Source organism: Pseudomonas sp. BNK-7 (assembly GCF_048072025.1).
In the GTDB taxonomy this organism is placed as follows: Bacteria; Pseudomonadota; Gammaproteobacteria; order Pseudomonadales; family Pseudomonadaceae; genus Aquipseudomonas; species Aquipseudomonas danubii.
Genome location: NZ_CP182252.1, coordinates 859,166 through 871,104 on the forward strand (window position 1 = coordinate 859,166; position 11,939 = coordinate 871,104).

14 protein-coding genes are annotated in these 11,939 nt (G+C 61.2%); 11 read left to right on the forward strand and 3 right to left on the reverse strand.

The window, feature by feature from the left end:
* The first annotated feature begins 70 nt into the window (after positions 1 to 70).
* Entirely contained in the window at positions 71 to 850 is a 780-nt protein-coding gene (locus tag ACMGF8_RS04050) for an exodeoxyribonuclease III (protein ID WP_102862264.1), read from the forward strand.
* A 57-nt stretch (positions 851 to 907) separates the two neighbouring features.
* Here the strand turns inward: ACMGF8_RS04050 and ACMGF8_RS04055 are convergent, their stop codons facing one another.
* Both ACMGF8_RS04055 and rph read right to left on the reverse strand, forming a co-directional pair.
* Positions 908 to 1,276, reverse strand: a complete 369-nt coding sequence (locus tag ACMGF8_RS04055; protein WP_102862265.1) for a DUF4870 domain-containing protein — start codon at positions 1,274 to 1,276, stop codon at positions 908 to 910.
* A gap of 30 nt (positions 1,277 to 1,306) precedes the next feature.
* Entirely contained in the window at positions 1,307 to 2,029 is a 723-nt protein-coding gene (gene rph, locus ACMGF8_RS04060; protein WP_016964145.1) for a ribonuclease PH, read from the reverse strand.
* Between the two features lie 272 nt (positions 2,030 to 2,301).
* On the opposite strand from rph, the gene ACMGF8_RS04065 reads away from it, so the two are divergent.
* The 6 genes from ACMGF8_RS04065 to ACMGF8_RS04090 all read left to right on the forward strand — a co-directional run bounded on the left by ACMGF8_RS04065 (position 2,302) and on the right by ACMGF8_RS04090 (position 7,591).
* A complete protein-coding gene (locus ACMGF8_RS04065) occupies positions 2,302 to 3,165 on the forward strand; it encodes a YicC/YloC family endoribonuclease (RefSeq protein ID WP_102862266.1) in 864 nt (287 codons plus the stop codon).
* 10 nt (positions 3,166 to 3,175) lie between these two features.
* On the forward strand, positions 3,176 to 3,796 hold the full coding sequence (gene gmk / locus ACMGF8_RS04070; protein ID WP_102862267.1) for a guanylate kinase: 621 nt from the start codon (positions 3,176 to 3,178) through the stop codon (positions 3,794 to 3,796).
* A gap of 167 nt (positions 3,797 to 3,963) precedes the next feature.
* Positions 3,964 to 4,227: a DNA-directed RNA polymerase subunit omega gene (rpoZ, locus tag ACMGF8_RS04075; RefSeq protein WP_007921129.1), complete on the forward strand. Its 264-nt coding sequence runs from the start codon at positions 3,964 to 3,966 to the stop codon at positions 4,225 to 4,227.
* A 57-nt stretch (positions 4,228 to 4,284) separates the two neighbouring features.
* A complete protein-coding gene (gene spoT / locus ACMGF8_RS04080) occupies positions 4,285 to 6,390 on the forward strand; it encodes a bifunctional GTP diphosphokinase/guanosine-3',5'-bis pyrophosphate 3'-pyrophosphohydrolase (RefSeq protein ID WP_102862268.1) in 2,106 nt (701 codons plus the stop codon).
* Positions 6,391 to 6,414: 24 nt separating this feature from the next.
* Positions 6,415 to 6,795 (forward strand): RidA family protein, encoded by a 381-nt coding sequence (locus ACMGF8_RS04085; RefSeq protein ID WP_007921133.1) that lies wholly within the window; start codon positions 6,415 to 6,417, stop codon positions 6,793 to 6,795.
* 55 nt (positions 6,796 to 6,850) lie between these two features.
* Complete coding sequence (locus ACMGF8_RS04090; RefSeq protein ID WP_115581209.1) at positions 6,851 to 7,591, forward strand: hypothetical protein; 741 nt, start codon at positions 6,851 to 6,853, stop codon at positions 7,589 to 7,591.
* Positions 7,592 to 7,633: 42 nt separating this feature from the next.
* On the opposite strand, the gene ACMGF8_RS04095 is transcribed toward ACMGF8_RS04090, so the two are convergent.
* Positions 7,634 to 8,491, reverse strand: coding sequence for an SDR family oxidoreductase (locus tag ACMGF8_RS04095; RefSeq protein WP_416758765.1), 858 nt, complete (start codon positions 8,489 to 8,491; stop codon positions 7,634 to 7,636).
* 190 nt (positions 8,492 to 8,681) lie between these two features.
* Between ACMGF8_RS04095 and exbB the strand changes: the two genes are divergently transcribed.
* The 4 genes from exbB to ACMGF8_RS04115 all read left to right on the forward strand — a co-directional run bounded on the left by exbB (position 8,682) and on the right by ACMGF8_RS04115 (position 11,938).
* Positions 8,682 to 9,686: a tonB-system energizer ExbB gene (exbB, locus tag ACMGF8_RS04100; protein ID WP_416758767.1), complete on the forward strand. Its 1,005-nt coding sequence runs from the start codon at positions 8,682 to 8,684 to the stop codon at positions 9,684 to 9,686.
* 6 nt (positions 9,687 to 9,692) lie between these two features.
* Positions 9,693 to 10,121 (forward strand): TonB system transport protein ExbD, encoded by a 429-nt coding sequence (exbD, locus tag ACMGF8_RS04105; RefSeq protein WP_102862272.1) that lies wholly within the window; start codon positions 9,693 to 9,695, stop codon positions 10,119 to 10,121.
* Positions 10,118 to 10,870 carry an energy transducer TonB family protein gene (locus ACMGF8_RS04110; RefSeq protein ID WP_102862273.1) on the forward strand — a complete coding sequence of 251 codons (753 nt, stop codon included), beginning with the start codon at positions 10,118 to 10,120 and terminating at the stop codon, positions 10,868 to 10,870. The genes exbD and ACMGF8_RS04110 overlap by 4 nt, the downstream gene beginning before the upstream one ends.
* A 147-nt stretch (positions 10,871 to 11,017) precedes the next feature.
* Entirely contained in the window at positions 11,018 to 11,938 is a 921-nt protein-coding gene (locus ACMGF8_RS04115; RefSeq protein WP_102881293.1) for a hydrogen peroxide-inducible genes activator, read from the forward strand.
* Position 11,939 lies beyond the last annotated feature (1 nt).

Sequence of the window (11,939 nt, forward strand, 5' to 3'; positions counted from 1 at the left end):
AGATACCACGGATTTAGCTAATTAGGTAGAGCTCGGGTATCATACACGCACGTGATTTTTGGGGCCATTTATGCGGATCATCAGTGTGAACGTCAATGGTATTCAGGCTGCAGTGGAGCGTGGTTTGCTCAGTTGGCTGCAGGCACAGAATGCCGACGTCATCTGCCTGCAGGACACCCGCGCCTCTGCCTTTGAACTGGACGACCCAGCCTTCCAACTGGATGGCTACTTCCTTTATGCCTGCGATGCTGAAGTCCCTGCCCAAGGCGGTGTGGCTTTGTATTCGCGGTTGCAGCCGAAGGCGGTCATCAGCGGCCTCGGCTTCGAGACAGCCGATCGTTACGGGCGCTACCTGCAAGCCGATTTCGACAAGGTCAGCATCGCGACCTTGCTGCTTCCATCAGGGCAGAACGGCGATGAAGACTTGAACCAGAAGTTCAAGTTAATGGACGACTTCGCCCGCTATCTGGATAAGCAGCGACGCAAACGTCGCGAGTACATTTATTGTGGCTCGCTGTACGTGGCGCAACAGAAGCTGGATATCAAGAACTGGCGTGACGGCCAGCAATCTCCGGGCTTCCTGGCACCTGAGCGCGCCTGGATGGACGAGATTATCGGCAACATGGGCTATGTCGATGCCCTGCGCGAAGTCAGTCGCGAAGGCGACCAGTACAGCTGGTGGCCGGACAACGAACAGGCTGAGATGCTCAACTTGGGCTCGCGCTTCGACTATCAGTTGCTGACTCCCGGCCTGCGCCGTTTTGTCCGCAGCGCACGCTTGCCGCGTCAGCCGCGTTTTTCGCAGCATGCGCCGCTGATCGTGGACTATGACTGGACACTGACCATCTAAGCGTCCGTTCACAGCCACAAAAAAGCCGACATCACAGTCGGCTTTTTTGTGCTCGCTCTATTTGATCAGGCGCCAGGTGAAAGGGTACCGATATGGCACTCCCTCTCCAGCCTTGACTCCGCCGATGATGGTCAACACCAGGGCACCAATCGCCAGCAGGCCGAACATAAAGAAACCGATTATCACGATCATCAGCAGGAAACAGACTGCCGAAGCGATAGCGACAGTCAACTGAAAGTTCAGCGCTTCCTTACCTTGTGCATCAATGAAGGGATCGGTCTCGCGCTTCATCTGCCAAAGAATCAGCGGCCCGATCAATGTACCGAATGGAACCCAGATCCCCAGCAAGGCGGACAAGTGACAAAACATTGCCCATTGCCGAACTTCATGGCTCGGGGTGGGCTGGGGTAGCTGCTCATCACTCATGCTGCTCTCCTTGCTGAAGACCGGCGCCCATCAATCGGCGAGTGCCGCCTGCTGCAGTTGGAAGATTTCATTCATGCCTTGCTGGGCCAGGGCCAGCATCGCATTCAGTTCGGCCGGCTGGAACGGCGCACCTTCGGCAGTGCCCTGCACTTCGATGAAACCACCGGTGCTGGTCATGACGACATTGAGGTCGGTTTCGGCGGCCGAGTCTTCCAGGTAATCCAGGTCCAGGACCGGCTCACCCTGGTACATACCCACCGATACTGCCGCAATCATCTGCTTCAATGGATCGCCGCCTTTCAGGCCACCGCGCTTCTTGATCACTTTTAAGGCGTCGACCAGAGCCACCATCGCGCCAGTGATCGACGCGGTACGGGTGCCACCATCAGCCTGGATCACATCGCAATCGACATACAGGGTGATGTCGCCCAGCTTGGACATGTCCAGGGCGGCGCGCAGGGAGCGACCGATAAGGCGCTGGATCTCCAGGGTGCGGCCGCCTTGCTTGCCACGGCTGGCTTCACGCTGGTTACGCTCGCCGGTGGACCGCGGCAGCATGCCGTATTCGGCTGTCAGCCAACCTTGACCCTGTCCCTTGAGGAAGCGCGGCACGCCATTCTCGACACTGACAGTGCAAATCACCTTGGTATCACCGAACTCGACCAGTACAGATCCCTCGGCGTGTTTGGTGTAGTTGCGGGTGATGCGGATCGAGCGGAGCTGATCGGCAGCGCGACCACTTGGACGTTTCATAGGGGAACACCTGTACGAGGACGGAAAACTGCCGAGCATTATAAAGCCCGCAACCGCGCCAGGGCACGCCTAAAACGGCCAAAGGCATATTTACGCGTCAGATCGGTCCTGTAGCGATGACCTGCAGCCCATTGTCAGCGCCAGGGATTGGGGCCTCCGGCCGCACTGCGCTACAATCCTGCGCCTTCGCAGCCTGTCGGCTTCAATTCATCACTATCAGGCCCGCTCAATCCTCCTGGGGTTGGTGCCGGCGCTGAATCGGAGGTACCTCCATGGTGCACAGCATGACCGCCTTCGCCCGAGTCGAACGGGCCGGCACTCAGGGCACCCTGAGCTGGGAATTGCGCTCGGTCAACAGCCGCTACCTGGAGCCGCACCTGCGTTTGCCGGAAGCCTTTCGCGACCTCGAAAGCGCAGTCCGCGAAGCCTTGCGCCAGGGCCTGTCCCGGGGCAAGGTCGAATGCACCCTGCGCTTCACTGAAGAGACCACCGGCAAGCCGCTGCAAGTCGACCGTGAACGTGCGGCACAACTGGTGGCCGCCGCTGAAACCGTCGCCAGCCTGATCAAGCAGCCGGCAGCCCTGAATCCACTGGAAGTCCTGGCCTGGCCCGGCGTGCTGGTGGCCGATGCCACCGACCCGCAAGCCTTGAACAGCGATGCCCTGGCCCTGTTCAACCAGGGCCTGAAAGACCTGAAGAATGGCCGCGAGCGCGAAGGCGCCGAACTGGCCCGGCTGATCAACGAGCGCCTGTCCTCCATTGAAGAAGACGTGGCGACCTTGCGTGAGCTGGTCCCGCAGATGCTCGCGACCCAGCGCCAGAAAGTCCTCGACCGCTTCGCCGACATGCAGGCCGAACTGGACCCTACCCGTCTCGAGCAGGAAATGGTCCTGTTGGCGCAGAAGAGCGATGTCGCTGAAGAACTGGACCGCCTGAGCACCCACATCATCGAAGTACGCCGCGTGCTCAAGTCCGGCGGCGCTGCCGGTCGGCGCCTGGACTTCCTGATGCAGGAGCTCAATCGCGAAGCCAACACACTGGGCTCCAAGGCCTTCGACCCGCGCAGCACCCAGGCTGCGGTCAACCTCAAGGTGTTGATCGAGCAGATGCGCGAACAAGTGCAGAACATTGAGTAAGGCAACTGACATGACCCACAGCACCGGCACCCTGTACATCATTTCCGCCCCGTCGGGCGCGGGCAAAAGCAGTCTGGTCAAGGCCCTGACCGACGCCGACCAGGAGATCCGCGTCTCCGTCTCCCACACCACCCGCGCCATGCGCCCAGGTGAAGTGAATGGCGTGAACTATCACTTCGTCGAACGTAGCGAGTTCGTGAAGATGATCGAGCACGGCGACTTTCTCGAACGCGCCGAAGTCTTCGGCAACCTTTATGGCACCTCACAAAGCCACCTGCAGCAGACCCTGGACGAAGGCCACGACCTGATCCTGGAAATCGACTGGCAGGGTGCCGAGCAGGTGCGCAAGCTCATGCCTCAGGCACGCTCGATCTTCATTCTGCCGCCGTCACTGCAGGCCCTGCACCAGCGCCTGACCAACCGCGGGCAGGACAGCGACGAAATCATCGAAGGGCGGATGCGTGAAGCCGTCAGCGAAATGAGCCACTACGTCGACTATGACTACCTGATCATCAACGACGACTTCGCCCACGCGCTGGAAGATCTGAAAGCGATTTTCCGCTCCAATCAGCTGCAACAGAAACGTCAGCAGCAGCGCTTTGGCAAACTGCTCGCTGAATTGCTTGGTTAAACAGCACTTCCCAAAACCGCTGCAAGCGCTTTACATTGGCACTTGCAGCGCGTTGAAGAGCTTGGTCAAAAAATCAGCGCTTCCCTAAACGCTGGTGATTTTTTAAACTGTTGAGTCCGCTCGCCCATCCGGGCAGCGCGCATATTGCATTTGCTACGAGGAAGACCATGGCCCGCGTAACCGTTGAAGACTGTCTAGAACACGTGGATAACCGCTTTGAGCTGGTCATGCTCTCTACCAAGCGTGCCCGTCAACTGGCAACCGGCGGCAAAGAGCCGAAAGTAGCATGGGAAAACGACAAGCCTACCGTTGTCGCCCTGCGCGAAATCGCTGAAGGCCTGATCGACTACGCAGCTATCGCCGAAGCCGAAATCGTTGAAGATGAACCGCTTTTTGCTGCTTTCGAGGACGAGTCCAACGAGGCCGTCTGAGCCTATGCCTGGTCGACGTAGCACGGCGCGGGATCACAGCTTACGGCAGGAGATATCATGCCGAGCATAGACGCCCTCGCCGATCGCTTATCGACCTATCTCGGCACGGACCAGGTCAATCTGGTCCGCCGAGCGTATTTCTACGCCGAACAAGCCCATGACGGTCAACGCCGTCGCAGCGGCGAGGCGTACGTCACGCACCCACTCGCGGTAGCGAACATTCTTGCCGACATGCACATGGACCATCAGAGCCTGATGGCCGCGATGCTGCATGACGTGATCGAAGACACCGGAATTGCCAAGGAAGCGCTCAGTGCGCAGTTTGGTGAAACCGTGGCCGAACTCGTGGATGGGGTCAGCAAACTGACCCAGATGAACTTCGAGACCAAGGCCGAAGCCCAGGCGGAAAACTTCCAGAAGATGGCCATGGCCATGGCTCGCGACATTCGCGTGATCCTGGTCAAGTTGGCCGACCGCCTGCACAACATGCGCACCCTGGAAGTGCTGTCCGGCGAAAAACGTCGGCGAATCGCCAAGGAAACCCTGGAGATCTACGCTCCCATAGCCAACCGCTTGGGCATGCACAGCATCCGCATCGAATTCGAAGACCTGGGTTTCAGGGCGATGCACCCGATGCGCTCCGCGCGGATCTACCAGGCGGTCAAGCGCGCCCGGGGCAACCGCAAGGAAATCGTCAACAAGATCGAAGAGTCCCTCAGCCACTGCCTGGCCATCGACGGCATACAGGGCGAGGTCAGCGGTCGCCAGAAGCACCTGTATGGCATCTACAAGAAGATGCGCGGCAAACGCCGGGCCTTCAACGAGATCATGGACGTCTATGCGTTCCGTATCATCGTCGACAAAGTAGACACCTGCTATCGCGTGCTCGGCGCTGTACATAATTTGTACAAGCCACTGCCGGGGCGCTTCAAGGACTACATCGCCATTCCCAAGGCCAACGGCTATCAGTCGCTGCATACCACGCTGTTCGGTATGCACGGAGTACCAATCGAGATCCAGATTCGTACCCGGGAAATGGAAGAAATGGCCAACAACGGCATCGCCGCTCACTGGCTGTACAAATCCAGTGGCGACGAACAGCCGAAAAGCACCCATGCCCGCGCCCGCCAATGGGTCAAGGGCGTTCTGGAGATGCAGCAGCGCGCTGGCAACTCCCTGGAATTCATCGAAAGCGTGAAGATCGACCTGTTCCCGGACGAGGTCTACGTGTTCACGCCCAAAGGCCGGATCATGGAGCTGCCCAAAGGCTCCACCGCGGTGGACTTTGCCTATGCGGTGCACACCGACGTAGGCAACAGCTGCATCGCCTGCCGGATCAACCGCCGCCTGGCCCCGCTGTCGGAACCCCTGCAAAGCGGTTCCACCGTGGAGATCGTCAGCGCCCCGGGAGCACGGCCGAACCCGGCCTGGCTCAACTTCGTGGTCACCGGCAAGGCCCGCACCCACATTCGCCACGCCCTCAAACTGCAACGTCGCTCCGAGTCCATCAGCCTTGGCGAACGCCTGCTGAACAAGGTGCTCAACGGCTTCGACAGCTCCCTGGAAAAAATCCCGACGGAGCGTATCCAGGCGATTCTTCAGGAGTACCGCCTGGAGCTGATCGAAGACCTGTTGGAAGACATCGGCCTGGGCAACCGCATGGCCTACGTGGTCGCCCGCCGCCTGCTGGGCGAAGGCGAACAATTGCCGAGCCCGGAAGGCCCGCTGGCGATCCGCGGCACCGAAGGCCTGGTGCTGAGCTACGCCAAATGCTGCACGCCGATCCCCGGCGACCCGATCGTCGGCCACCTGTCCGCCGGCAAGGGGATGGTGGTGCACCTGGACAACTGCCGCAATATCAGCGAAATCCGTCACAACCCGGAAAAATGCATCCAGCTGTCCTGGGCCAAGGATGTCACCGGCGAATTCAACGTCGAACTGCGCGTCGAGCTGGAACACCAGCGCGGCCTGATCGCGCTGCTGGCCAGCAGCGTCAATGCCGCCGACGGCAACATCGAGAAAATCAGCATGGACGAACGCGATGGTCGCATCAGCGTGGTCCAACTGGTGGTCAGCGTGCACGACCGCGTGCACCTGGCTCGCGTGATCAAGAAACTGCGCGCCCTGACCGGGGTCATCCGCATCACCCGCATGCGCGCGTAGCCCGTCCATTACAAGGAGTCATTCATGACCAAGACCGTTATCACCAGCGACAAGGCCCCGGCCGCCATCGGCACCTACTCCCAGGCCATCAAGGCGGGCAACACTGTCTACATGTCGGGCCAGATTCCCCTCGATCCAAAAACCATGGAACTGGTGGAGGGCTTCGAAGCCCAGACCGTCCAGGTCTTCGAGAACCTCAAGTCGGTAGCCGAGGCCGCTGGCGGTTCGTTCAAGGACATCGTCAAACTGAACATCTTCCTCACCGACCTGAGCCACTTCGCCAAGGTCAACGAGATCATGGGCAAGTACTTCCAACAGCCTTACCCAGCCCGCGCCGCCATCGGCGTGGCCGCCCTGCCCAAGGGCGCACAGGTTGAAATGGATGCCATTCTGGTCATCGAGTAACACCCGCGGCGCAGCTCTTCAGGCTGCGCCGTTTTCGTTCTGAAAGGATTTCGTCATGCGCCAAGCGCTAGCTGTTTCGCTGCTCGCCTTATTGCTCGGCGGTTGTGCCAGCGACCCCGCCAAAAACGATGTAGGCGGCATCTGGATCAATCAGGTAGCGATCGACGCAGCCTCCAAGGGCGGCCCTTTGCGTGAAGCCCTCCAGGCTTACGGCCCGAACCTGGAATGGGAACTCAACACCAAAGCCGGCCAGGCACGCTACACCAATGGCTTCGAGACCATCGAAGGCAAGATCATCGGCGACGGCTCAAACACCACAAAGGTCGAGTTCTATGGCAGCGCCGCCACCGAACTCAAACGCAACGGCAAGCAATTGCTGCAAGTGGCCAACGACAACGAGCCTGAACAAGTGTTTGCCACGCCCAAAGACCCGGCACCTGAAGGCGCACCACTGGGCGCCAACTTCGAGCGGGCCTTGTATGCGGCCTATCTGGGTGGCAAATGGAAAATCGTCAGCGGTCCGGGGCTGGGCAACGAAGTACAGTTCCAGGCCAACGGCGCCGTGCAAGGCCTGCCAGGCGCCGATCGCTACGCCCTGTGCCTGGCCGGTGACTGCGCCTCCATGAGCGGTGGCAACGACAGCATCTGGCTGCAGCTCAATGGCCAGGGCAACTCCTGGATCTTCGTCCGTAAGGATCAGCAGCTGGAAATTTTCCAGGCGGTGAATACCGCACTGGCGGATGAAGTGCCCTCGCTGACACCGGGCAGTCAGCAATGGCTGCTGGAAAAACAATGACCCTCCTGTAGCCGCTGCCAACGGTAGCGGCTACAGCCCGGTTCAAGCTTGGCCCTGAAGAATCTCCGCATACCCCTCGCGATAACTCGAGTAACGCGGCACCCAGCCCAAGGCCCGGGCCCGGGCATTGCTGCAACGCTTGCTGCCCGTGCGCCGAACGCTGGCATCATCGGACCACTCAGTCACGCCCAGGCGTTCACGCAGCCAGCCAACCACTTCCGCCAGAGGCGCAGGCGCGTCATCCACGCCTATATAGCAGTCGTCCAGGACAGCACCACCCTGGTCAGCCTTGAGCAAAAACGCCAGCAACCCCGCCGCATCGTCGGCATGAATGCGATTGCCATACAACGGCGGATCAATCGCCACCCGATAGCCGCGACGCACCTGAGTCAGCAACCATTCACGGCCCGGTCCATAGATACCGGTCAGACGCACCCGACTGGCAGGAATCCCACTGTTCAAGGCCACCTGCTCCGCCTCCAGCATCAAACGGCCCGAGTAGCCGGTCGTCAGGGTCGGGGAGTTCTCGTCGACCCACTCGCCGCCCTTTTGCTCGTAAACACTGCTGCTGGACACGAACAACAAGCGCTTGGGCTGCTGGCCATGCTGCTGGAGCCAGCTCAGGACATGCTGCAAGCCCTCGACATAGGCCGCACGATACCCGGCCTCGTCATGCTCCGTGGCCGCCGCGCAGTACACCAGATAATCCACGGGCGCTTGCGGCCACTGGGCCGGACATTGCTCGCTGAACAGGTCTGCGGCGACACCCACCACCCCCTGCGGCAAGCGCGAAACGTTGCGACGCAGGCCATAAACCTGCCATTGCTCGGCCAGCAATTGGGTCGCCAGGCGACTCCCGACATCACCGCAACCGGCGATCAAAACAGAGGGGAAGGACATCAGAAAACTCCTTTCAGAAAGGTCAAGACTAGCCTCGGCACTGGACGAACGGCTAGCAATCAAGGAAAAAAAGATACTCTATTACTTCTGTTAACAAGAATTACTTGCAATAATGCCCACCCATTTTGTTCTCGGCCCTGCGAGGCCTAGAAGGACATTTCACCCTTTTTTCCTCTCAGGTCCGGCCAGCATGACAAGCAATCAACTCTCCGCCTCGCCAACCAAACGCCCAAGCCCACTGCGCGCCGTGAGCGCGGTTGCAGCGCTGCTGTGCAGCCTGCTGCTGGCACCGACCGCAGCCTTCGCCGACCAACACGCACCGGCCACCGCCGCCGCACCGACCGCGACGGCCCCGGCCGCCGAGCTTCCGGCTGCCAACCCGGCAACTCCCTCCGCCGCCCCAGTGGCTGGCGAACCGGCTCAGGTCGAAGGCCAGCCAGTGCTTGCTGAAGACGCTCCCGAAGTCCTCGAAGCCGACAACAGCCTGGGCATGGCCCACGACCTGTCGCCGTGGGGCATGTACCAGAACGCCGACATCATCGTGAAACTGGTAATGATCGGGCTGGCCATCGCCTCGATCATCACCTGGACCATCTGGATCGCCAAAGGCTTCGAACTGCTGGGCGCCAAGCGCCGCCTGCGCAGCGAAATCGCCGCCCTGAAAAAAGCCACCACGCTCAAAGAAGCCAGCGCCACGGCCGCCAAGGAGGGCACCCTCGCCCACCTGCTGGTGCACGACGCCCTGGAAGAAATGCGCCTGTCGACCAACAGCCGTGAGAAAGAAGGCATCAAGGAACGGGTCAGCTTCCGCCTGGAGCGCCTGGTAGCCGCCTGCGGCCGCAACATGAGCAGCGGCACCGGGGTACTGGCCACCATCGGCTCTACCGCACCGTTCGTCGGTCTGTTCGGTACCGTTTGGGGCATCATGAACAGCTTCATCGGCATCGCCAAAACCCAGACCACCAACCTCGCCGTGGTCGCCCCGGGTATCGCCGAAGCCCTGCTGGCCACCGCCCTGGGCCTGGTCGCAGCGATTCCCGCGGTGGTGATCTACAACGTCTTCGCTCGCTCCATCACCGGTTATCGGGCCCAGGTGGCAGACGCCTCGGCAGAAGTCCTGCTGCTGGTCAGCCGTGACCTGGATCACCAGCCGACCGAGCGCTCCGCACAACCGCACATGGTGAAAGTGGGGTAATCAGCCATGGGCTTGCATTTGAAAGAAGGCGCAGGCGACGACCTGGCCGAAAACCACGAAATCAACGTCACGCCGTTCATCGACGTGATGCTGGTGCTGCTGATCATCTTCATGGTGGCCGCCCCTCTGGCCACCGTGGACATCAAGGTTGATCTTCCTGCCTCCAGCGCCAAGCCGGCGCCGCGCCCAGAGAAACCGGTGTTCCTCAGCGTCAAGGCCGATCAGCGTCTGTTCCTGGGTGAAGATGAGGTCAAGGCCGAAACCCTCGGGGCCATCCTTGACGCCCGTACCCAGGGCAAGAAGGACACCACGATCTTCTTCCAGGCTGACAAGGGCGTGGACTACGGCGACCTGATGAGCGTGATGGACACCCTGCGCGCCGCCGGCTACCTGAAAGTCGGCCTGGTCGGACTTGAGACGGCAGCCAAGAAATGATCACGACGCGCCAAAGACTGACGCGTTACAGCGGTAGCCTGGCGGTGGTGCTGGGCGTCCATGCGGTGGCGATCCTGCTCGCCCTCAACTGGTCCAAGCCACAGCCGATGCCCATTCCACCACAAGCCATGGTGGTCGAACTGGCGCCTGCCCCTGTGCCGCCTCCCCCGGCACCACCGAAAGTGGTGACCCCGCCGCAACCGCCGGCGCCCGTGGAAGAACTGCCGCTGCCCAAGCTCGCCGAAGCACCGAAGCCGACTATTTCGGTGCCCAAGCCGGCCAAGCAGAAGCCCAAGCCGCAGCCGCCAAAACCGGTGGTCAAGCCCGAGCCGCCCAAGGAGAAACCTTCCGAGGAAAAGCCCAGCGACGCTCCGGTAACCCCGTCGCCGTCCAAGCAGCCCGCTCCAGCGACCCCAGGCCCATCACCGGCCCAGGCCGCCGCCAAGGCCAACTGGCAGGGTGAGTTGCAGGCCCACCTGGCGAAGTACAAGCGCTACCCGGGCGAAGCCCAGCGGCGCGGCAAGGAAGGCACCAACTCCTTGCGCTTCGTGGTGGATGCCGAAGGCAAGGTGCTGTCCTACGAGCTGGTGGGACGCTCGGGCAACGCTGATCTGGACCGGGCCACCCTGGACATGATCCGGCGGGCCCAGCCACTGCCCAAGCCACCGGCCGACATGCTCACCAACGGCAGCGTGGAAATCACCGCCTCGTACAACTACGAGATCGACAGAAGCCGCGGCCGCCGCTGATACAACGCAAGGGCACCTCAGGGTGCCCTTGTCGCTTGTGCAGCCTGAAGCAGACATTGGCGGGTGTCGCACTCCACCCTCTGTCTGATAACGTGCGTCTATCGATTGCAGCCGTTATGCTTGGCCGCAACCTCATGGACGCCCGCTATGACTCTCACAGAATTGCGCTACATCGTTACCCTCGCCCAAGAGCAGCACTTCGGCCACGCCGCCGAGCGTTGCCATGTCAGCCAGCCGACCCTTTCGGTAGGCGTGAAGAAGCTTGAAGACGAACTCGGTGTGCTGATTTTCGAGCGCAGCAAGAGCGCGGTACGCCTGACGCCGGTAGGCGAAACCATCGTTGCCCAGGCGCAGAAGGTCCTGGAACAGGCCCAAGGCATCCGCGAACTGGCCCAGGCCGGCAAGAACCAGCTGACCGCACCGCTGAAGGTGGGCGCCATCTACACCGTCGGCCCTTATCTGTTCCCGCACCTGATTCCCCAGCTGCACCGGGTCGCTCCGCAGATGCCGCTGTATATCGAAGAGAACTTCACCCACGTCCTGCGCGACAAACTGCGCAACGGCGAGCTGGACGCCATCATCATCGCCCTCCCGTTCAACGAGGCCGATGTCCTGACCCTGCCGCTGTACGACGAACCCTTCTATGTGCTGATGCCCAGCGGCCATTCCTGGACCAAGAAGGAAACCATCGACGCCAGCCTGCTCAACGATAAGAGCCTGTTGCTGCTGGGCGAAGGCCACTGCTTCCGCGATCAGGTACTGGAAGCCTGCCCGACCCTGACCAAGGGCAACGACGGCGCCAAGCACACCACCGTGGAATCCAGTTCCCTGGAAACCATCCGCCACATGGTCGCCTCCGGCCTGGGCATCTCGATCCTGCCGCTGTCGGCAGTGGACAGCCATCACTACGCTCCCGGCGTGATCGAAGTCCGCCCACTGACCCCGCCGGTGCCGTTTCGCACCGTCGCCATCGCCTGGCGCGCCAGCTTCCCGCGGCCCAAGGCCATCGAGATCCTCGCCGACTCGATCCGCCTGTGCTCGGTGGCCAAGCCGCCCGCCGCGAGCTAAG

Bases quoted from the DNA above. Each gene is read 5' to 3' on its own strand.
- ACMGF8_RS04050 (WP_102862264.1), top strand. From the start codon at position 71: ATGCGGATCATCAGTGTGAACGTCAATGGTATTCAGGCTGCAGTGGAG.
- ACMGF8_RS04055 (WP_102862265.1), bottom strand. From the start codon at position 1,276: ATGAGTGATGAGCAGCTACCCCAGCCCACCCCGAGCCATGAAGTTCGG.
- rph (WP_016964145.1), bottom strand. From the start codon at position 2,029: ATGAAACGTCCAAGTGGTCGCGCTGCCGATCAGCTCCGCTCGATCCGC.
- ACMGF8_RS04065 (WP_102862266.1), top strand. From the start codon at position 2,302: ATGGTGCACAGCATGACCGCCTTCGCCCGAGTCGAACGGGCCGGCACT.
- gmk (WP_102862267.1), top strand. From the start codon at position 3,176: ATGACCCACAGCACCGGCACCCTGTACATCATTTCCGCCCCGTCGGGC.
- rpoZ (WP_007921129.1), top strand. From the start codon at position 3,964: ATGGCCCGCGTAACCGTTGAAGACTGTCTAGAACACGTGGATAACCGC.
- spoT (WP_102862268.1), top strand. From the start codon at position 4,285: ATGCCGAGCATAGACGCCCTCGCCGATCGCTTATCGACCTATCTCGGC.
- ACMGF8_RS04085 (WP_007921133.1), top strand. From the start codon at position 6,415: ATGACCAAGACCGTTATCACCAGCGACAAGGCCCCGGCCGCCATCGGC.
- ACMGF8_RS04090 (WP_115581209.1), top strand. From the start codon at position 6,851: ATGCGCCAAGCGCTAGCTGTTTCGCTGCTCGCCTTATTGCTCGGCGGT.
- ACMGF8_RS04095 (WP_416758765.1), bottom strand. From the start codon at position 8,491: ATGTCCTTCCCCTCTGTTTTGATCGCCGGTTGCGGTGATGTCGGGAGT.
- exbB (WP_416758767.1), top strand. From the start codon at position 8,682: ATGACAAGCAATCAACTCTCCGCCTCGCCAACCAAACGCCCAAGCCCA.
- exbD (WP_102862272.1), top strand. From the start codon at position 9,693: ATGGGCTTGCATTTGAAAGAAGGCGCAGGCGACGACCTGGCCGAAAAC.
- ACMGF8_RS04110 (WP_102862273.1), top strand. From the start codon at position 10,118: ATGATCACGACGCGCCAAAGACTGACGCGTTACAGCGGTAGCCTGGCG.
- ACMGF8_RS04115 (WP_102881293.1), top strand. From the start codon at position 11,018: ATGACTCTCACAGAATTGCGCTACATCGTTACCCTCGCCCAAGAGCAG.